This is a genomic window from Nocardiopsis sp. SBT366 (genome assembly GCF_001083815.1).
Taxonomy (GTDB): domain Bacteria; phylum Actinomycetota; class Actinomycetes; order Streptosporangiales; family Streptosporangiaceae; genus Nocardiopsis; species Nocardiopsis prasina.
The window spans coordinates 1-5,439 of record NZ_LAVM01000143.1; the positions used below are offsets into that span (position 1 = coordinate 1).

Here is a 5,439-nt window from a genome sequence, read left to right on the forward strand (position 1 = left end):
CCGCCCACCAGCGCCCCCGTTACCTGTCGTGGGACGTGTCCGGGATGAACGAGCCCCACCCGGGCCCGGTGCGCCGTGTCGAAGGGGACACCGCGCGCACCGAGTGCGGGGGCTGGACCGTCACCACGGTCGCGGGATCGGTTCGTCTGTCAGGGGAGGGTGACCGTCTGGACGGCCTCCGCGCACTGTGCACGGCCGTCTGGGCCGACGAGACGGTCGACCCCTCGGGGTCTTCGGCAGCCGAGGCCCTGGCCGTCCTGGGCTGGTGACCGGATCACCGAACCGCCTCGCTCACACGCGAGGCGGTGTCCGCCTCCACCTCCAGCACGCTGTGGATCCCGTTCCAACCCCGCCAGGTCCGGCGGCGCAGCTCACCGGTCACCCGGACCACGTCGCCGACCCGCCAGCCCTCCACCCCCGCGCACAGGTGCGGATCGAAGGAGACGAGGGTCATCGAGTCGGCCCGATCCCGCTTTCGTCCGGGCACTTCGGGGCGGGCCACGCAGATCCGCCAGGTGACCAGGCGGTCCCCGCTGGGTAGTTCGCGTTCGGAGGGGGCGGCGGTGACCCGGCCGACCACGAGGACCTCGTTGCGGTGTCCTTCGGCCCGGTCCGGACGTTCCGGGGCTGTGACGTCGGAGACGGCCAGGTCTGGGGACAGGGGCGGCGGTTCGGTTCCGTTCGGGCTCCCCGAAGCGGAGGTCGTTCCCGACGGCTCGGGCATGACCGGCCCGGGAGCAGTCCTCGTGGAGTGGCCGGGTGGGGTGGGTACGTGGATGGGCTTCGACGACACGGGTGCGGGGGTGGATTCGAGCACGAGGGCCTTTCTTGGAGTGTCCTGGTGCGCGCGCTGGTTCCAGGATCACCCGGGCGGGTGGTGGAGGGAAAGGCCCTTGCGGAAGCTGTGGACAACGGTGCGACCCCGCCGTCAGCTGCCATGACATCCTTGTCCTAGAGTCGGGTTCGGTCCGCGGCGGACCGAAGGACGCTGAGGAAGAGGGGTGCCCGCCGTGCACGACGACGTGGACGTCAGCGGTCTGCCCGAGGGGATCACTCCGCTCGGTGACGAGATCTACGCGATCGACACGATGCTCGCGGGTTATCCCGGGGTCGTGTCCGCCTACCTCATCCGCACCGAGCGGCCCTGCATCATCGAGGTCGGCACCGCCGGTTCGGCCCCGGTCCTGCGCGACGCCGTCATCCGGCTCGGGCTGGCCCCGGAGGACCTCGCCACCATCGTGGTCACCCACATCCACCTGGACCACGCGGGCGGCACCGGGGACATGGCGGCCCTGTTCCCCAACGCGGAGATCGTCGTGCACGAGCGCGGCGCCCGCCACCTGGCCGACCCCGGCCGCTTGATGGCCAGCGCCAAGATGGTGTGGGGCGACCGGTTGGAGTCCCTGTTCGGGCACATGCGTCCCACCGAGGCCGCCCGCATCCGGTCCGTGGCCCAGACCGGTGAGGTCGACCTGGGCGCGGGCCGCAGGCTCGTGTCGCACTACGCCCCCGGCCACGCCAAGCACCACATGGGGCTGGTCGACACCGGGACCGGCGACCTGTACGTGGGCGACGCCCTCGGTGTGTACAACCCCCTCACCGGGGACCTGCGCCCGGCCACCCCGCCGCCGGACTTCGACATGGAGGCCTGCCTGCGCACCCTGCGCCTGTTCGGTGACATCGGTGCGCAGCGGCTCATGTTCTCCCACTTCGGCGCACACGACGCCGTCAACGAGACCATCGACCGCGCCGAGAGCGAACTGCGTCTGTGGGTGGAGACCGTACGGGACTCCCGGGACACCGGCGGGGACCTCGACCACGCCATCGCGATGGTGCGCGACAAGGTCATCAGTCGGTACAAGCCGCTTCCTCCGGAGGCCTCGAGCGGGACCAAGGCCGTCCTGGACACGCTCAGCGGCCCGGAGGCCAATGTGAGCGGGATCGTGCACTGGTTGGACCGACTCGCCCAGGAGCAGGCCGAGGCGAAGCGCAAGTCCGCTGAGGAGCGGGCCTGAGGCCCTCCCCGCCTGGTCGGGGTGGCATGCGGTTCCATCCGCCATGCGCAACGCGGCCCGGATCTGATCGCTCGGGCGGCGGATGAGCAACCCCAGGGGAGGGTGGCGTCCACGCGGGTCCGCGCTATCCTCCCGCCCTGTGTCATCCTGGCGCCATGACCATCGATGTCCGCCCGGCCACGGTCTTCGACGACGTCCGAACCCTGGTCGGCCCCAAGTCGCCCCAGGCCAACGTGTGCTGGTGCCTGAGCTATCGAATCCCGTCCAGGCTCAACAAGGAGCTCCGCGGTCCCGCCCGCGGCGAGTACGTGACGGAACTGTGTCGCGCGGAACCCCCGCCCGGGGTACTCGCCTACGACGGCGGTGAACCGGTCGGTTGGGCCGCCGTGGCACCGCGCTCGGCGACCTCCTTCGCCCGGAACCGAAAGATCCCGCACATCGACGACCTGCCGGTCTGGTCCCTGTGGTGCATCCGGGTGCGCCCCGGTCACCGCAAACAGGGAATCTCGCGAAGCCTGATCAGCGGGGCCGTCGAGTTCGCCCGCTCCCACGGCGCACCTGTGGTCGAGTCCTACCCCTTGGACAACGGCGACGCCAGAGTGGATCAGACGATGGCCTATCCCGGTCTCAGGAAGAACTTCGAGCGCGCAGGGTTCGTCCACGCCGCTGACACGGCCTCGGTCCTGTCCGGTCACCCCCGTGTGCTGATGCGGCGGGATCTGCGGTCGGACCCCTGAGCCGGAGAGTCGGCCTCGGGCAGGTCCGGGGGCTGGCCGGACACACCAAGGCCTGCGCCCTGCGCATGGCCAGGGAGAAGGGGCTCAGGCACGCTTACACGGAGAACCACGTCAGTAACCAGCCGATGCTCGCCATCAACGATCGGCTCGGGTACGAGCCCGTCGGTGTCGAGAGCATCCACGTCAGGCGCCCTGGTTCCTGAGGACGGCCCCGAACGTACCGAGGCAGCCGTCGGCGGCCGTGAAGGCGCACTGCGACAGGGGCGGCTCTAGCGAGCGCCGGGCAGCGCGAGGACCCGCAGGAGGTGCGCGTACAGGCCGTCCGCCCAGGACAGTTCACGCTCCGGGGGAAGCTGGTCGAAGGCGCGCACCTCGACGGTCTCGAACTCGCCGCTCAGTGGTTCCAGGGCGCTCACCCGGGCGTGCGTGACCACTGTCGTGTGCCCGCCGGACAACACGTAGTACCCGAGGGGGCGGACGTCCGCGAGGGTCGCCCCAGCTTCCTCGGACGCCTCCCGCCGGGCGGTGGCGTAGAGGTCCTCGCCGCTCTCGTGGTGGCCTCCGGGAAACTCCCAGGCCCGCCGTCTGTGGCGGACCATGAGGAGGCGCTCCCCCAGGTAGGTCAGGCACACCACCGAGTCGTAGCGCCGGGGAACCGCCCCCAGGTACACGACGGCGCCGCCGAGTGGCTCCTGGCCACTCGACGGCGCTCCGTCAGGGAGTTCCGAGGGGGTCAGCCCCGGTCCTCGCGGCCGCCTCGGCGGTCGTCACGACGATCGTCGCGGCGGTGTTCCCGGCCCTTGTCGTCACGACGCTCCCGGGAAGCGGTGGCCTCGGCCTCGGCCGCCGCCTCGTCCGCCTCCTCCTCGACGTCGGTCCAGACGACCCCGTCCTCGACGTCGCTGTCGACCAGCTCGACGCCCTCGATCGCGGCCAGGCGCTCGTCGGCGTCCGTGACACCCTCGCGGTCCACGGAGGAGGCACGCGCGAAGTACTCGCGGGCGTCCTCCTTGCGGCCCAGCTCCTCCAGGACGTCGGCGTAAGCGTAGAACAAACGGGCCACGTACGGACGGGCCCGGCGCTCCTTCAGCTCAGGAACCTGGAGCTCGGCGAGGGCCGCCTTCACGTCACCCATGTCGCGGCGGGCACCGGCGGCGACGATCCGCAGCTCGATGCGCTCGTCGGCGTCCAGGTCCTTGGCAGCCGGGTCGTTGGTGATCTCCAGGGCCCGCTCGGGACGGCCGAGGCCGCGCTCGCAGTCAGCCATGATCGCGAGGAAGGTGTCCCGACCACTCATGCGGCGAGCCGCGCGCAGGTCGGAGAGGGCCTCCTGCCACTTGCCCACCGTGTAGGCCGCGATACCGGACGCCTCACGGACCGTGGCCAGGCGGGAGGCCTTGCGGCGAGCGTAGGCAGCGTGCTTGTAGGCGCGCTCGGGGTCCTCGTCCACCAGGATGCCGGCCGCGACGATGTGCTTGCCGATCAGCTCGGCCAGGGATTTGGGCAGCGAGTGCAGGTCGCGCTTGGTGTCCTTGTCCAGCTGGTCGTAGGTGGCCTCGTCGGGCAGCGGCGGAGCGATGTCTGCCGGGTCACGGTCGTCACGGCGATCGTCACGACGGTCATCGCGACGGTCATCGCGACGGTTGTCCCGCTGCGGTCGACGGTCGTCACGCTGGAAGTCGCGGCCCCGGTCGTTCCGGTTCCCGCCACGGTCGTCCCGGCCGCCTTCGCGGCCACGGAAGTCGCGCCCACCACCCTGACGGTCGTCGCGGCCCCGATACCCGCCCCGGTCGTCACGACGGTCGTCGCGCCCACCACCCTGACGGTCGTCGCGGCCACGGTAGCCGCCGCGGTCGTCACGCCGACCGTCCTGGCGGTCGCGGTCCCCGCGGTAGCCGCCGCGCTGGCTGTCGCCGCCTCGGTTGCCACCACGGTCGTCACGGCGTTCGCCGCCCGGACCACCCCGGTAACCGCCGCGGCGGTCGTCCCCGCCACGGAAGTCACGGCCGCCGCCACGGCGGTCGTCGTCGCGCCTGCCGCCACGGTCGTTCCCGCGGTCGTCGCGGCCCCGATACCCGCCCCGGTCGTCACGACGCTCGCCGCCTGCAGCGCCTCGGTCGCCTCCGCGATCGTCGCGACGGTCGCCGCCTCGGTCGTCGCGGCGGAACCCACCGCGGCGGTCATCGCCACCCCGGAAGTTGCGGCGGTCGCCACCGCCACCGGAGTCGCCTCTGTCGTCCCGGGAGCCCCTGTAGCCAGACCGGGAACGGGAGTCGTCACCGCGCCCGCGACCGCCAGGCTCACCGGAGCGGTTACCGCTGTGGTCGTTTGCTCCGGAGTCCTCGCGGTCTCCCGATCGGCTGTCCTCAGTCATCCAACCCGTCCGTCAACACTCAAAAGCGCTGCCACTTTGAGCAGTAGCAGCGCGTAGTAGTACTCGTATCCTCCAGCCTACGACATGGCGTACGCGTACATCACCAAAGCCGCAGCACAGGACGGTGGGCTTGTCCACAGCTTCACACCTCCCGCAGTCAACCCCGGCCCCACACCCGAAAAACACAATTCACAAACGCACAAACAACCCCAACAAAAAAGAAGGGAAAGAACCCGCCCCAAAGGACAAGCCCTTCCCCTCCCCTATCAAGAAAAACCGTGGCAGCGACCTACTCTCCCACCCCACAACAGGG

General features: G+C 70.8%; 6 protein-coding genes and 1 pseudogene. 4 read left to right on the top strand and 3 right to left on the bottom strand.

The window, feature by feature from the left end; genetic code table 11:
* Positions 1-269, top strand: a pseudogene (locus ADX84_RS24690) (HAD family hydrolase); the annotation flags it as partial.
* Positions 270-274: 5 nt separating this feature from the next.
* Here ADX84_RS24690 and ADX84_RS24695 read toward each other — a convergent pair.
* Complete coding sequence (locus ADX84_RS24695) at positions 275-724, bottom strand: single-stranded DNA-binding protein (protein ID WP_082206766.1); 450 nt, start codon at positions 722-724, stop codon at positions 275-277.
* 286 nt (positions 725-1,010) lie between these two features.
* Between ADX84_RS24695 and ADX84_RS24700 the strand changes: the two genes are divergently transcribed.
* Both ADX84_RS24700 and ADX84_RS24705 read left to right on the top strand, forming a co-directional pair.
* Positions 1,011-2,015: an MBL fold metallo-hydrolase gene (locus tag ADX84_RS24700; protein ID WP_199776695.1), complete on the top strand. Its 1,005-nt coding sequence runs from the start codon at positions 1,011-1,013 to the stop codon at positions 2,013-2,015.
* Between the two features lie 155 nt (positions 2,016-2,170).
* Positions 2,171-2,752, top strand: coding sequence for a GNAT family N-acetyltransferase (locus tag ADX84_RS24705; RefSeq protein WP_049579807.1), 582 nt, complete (start codon positions 2,171-2,173; stop codon positions 2,750-2,752).
* A gap of 269 nt (positions 2,753-3,021) precedes the next feature.
* Here the strand turns inward: ADX84_RS24705 and ADX84_RS24710 are convergent, their stop codons facing one another.
* Together ADX84_RS24710 and ADX84_RS24715 are read right to left on the bottom strand one after the other, a co-directional pair.
* On the bottom strand, positions 3,022-3,423 hold the full coding sequence (locus tag ADX84_RS24710) for an NUDIX domain-containing protein (protein ID WP_049579809.1): 402 nt from the start codon (positions 3,421-3,423) through the stop codon (positions 3,022-3,024).
* 62 nt (positions 3,424-3,485) lie between these two features.
* On the bottom strand, positions 3,486-4,202 hold the full coding sequence (locus tag ADX84_RS24715) for a M48 family metallopeptidase (RefSeq protein WP_082206767.1): 717 nt from the start codon (positions 4,200-4,202) through the stop codon (positions 3,486-3,488).
* Between ADX84_RS24715 and ADX84_RS26890 the strand changes: the two genes are divergently transcribed.
* A complete protein-coding gene (locus ADX84_RS26890) occupies positions 4,170-5,183 on the top strand; it encodes a hypothetical protein (protein ID WP_234004210.1) in 1,014 nt (337 codons plus the stop codon). The two genes, ADX84_RS24715 and ADX84_RS26890, sit on opposite strands and share 33 nt — an antisense overlap.
* The last annotated feature ends 256 nt before the right edge of the window (positions 5,184-5,439 follow it).